General features: G+C 66.6%; 1 protein-coding gene. It reads right to left on the bottom strand.

What is annotated here, in order from left to right; all coding sequences use genetic code 11:
- A partial coding sequence (locus tag CD790_RS34245) for a hypothetical protein (RefSeq protein ID WP_144387280.1) occupies positions 1 to 286 on the bottom strand: 286 nt, incomplete at its 3' end.
- Positions 287 to 401 lie beyond the last annotated feature (115 nt).

Genomic DNA, 401 nt, shown 5'->3' with positions numbered 1-401 from the left:
CGAGGGTGGTGCGTTCGCGTTGGCGTTGGTGCCAGCCGGAGAGCATCGGTAGTACTGCGCTGAGGGAGTCGTGTTCCTGGTCTGTCACGTTCAGGGTCTGGGCCAGAGCGGGCAGGTCCTGGCGTTCGACCGCCTCCCAGAACCGGGCCTCCACACCATCCCGCTCCACGTCCACGCGAGGGGAAGCGGCCTCGCTCGCGAGCCAGTACCGCTCACGCTGGAACGGGTAGGTGGGCAGATCAACCCGCTGTGCCGTGGTGCTGTCGAAGAGATGGCTCCAGGTCACTGGCAGGCCGTGAGCGTAAGCCTCGGCGACGGAGGTCAGGAAACGTTGCGGACCGTCCTCGTCACGGCGCAGAGTACCGATGACCAGGGGCTCGACAGCATCGGTAGCGTGCGTG

The organism is Streptomyces sp. SAJ15, assembly GCF_007595705.1.
Lineage (GTDB): Bacteria > Actinomycetota > Actinomycetes > Streptomycetales > Streptomycetaceae > Streptomyces.
Note: the sequence above shows the minus strand (reverse complement) of the source record. Positions and strands in the feature narration are given on the sequence as shown.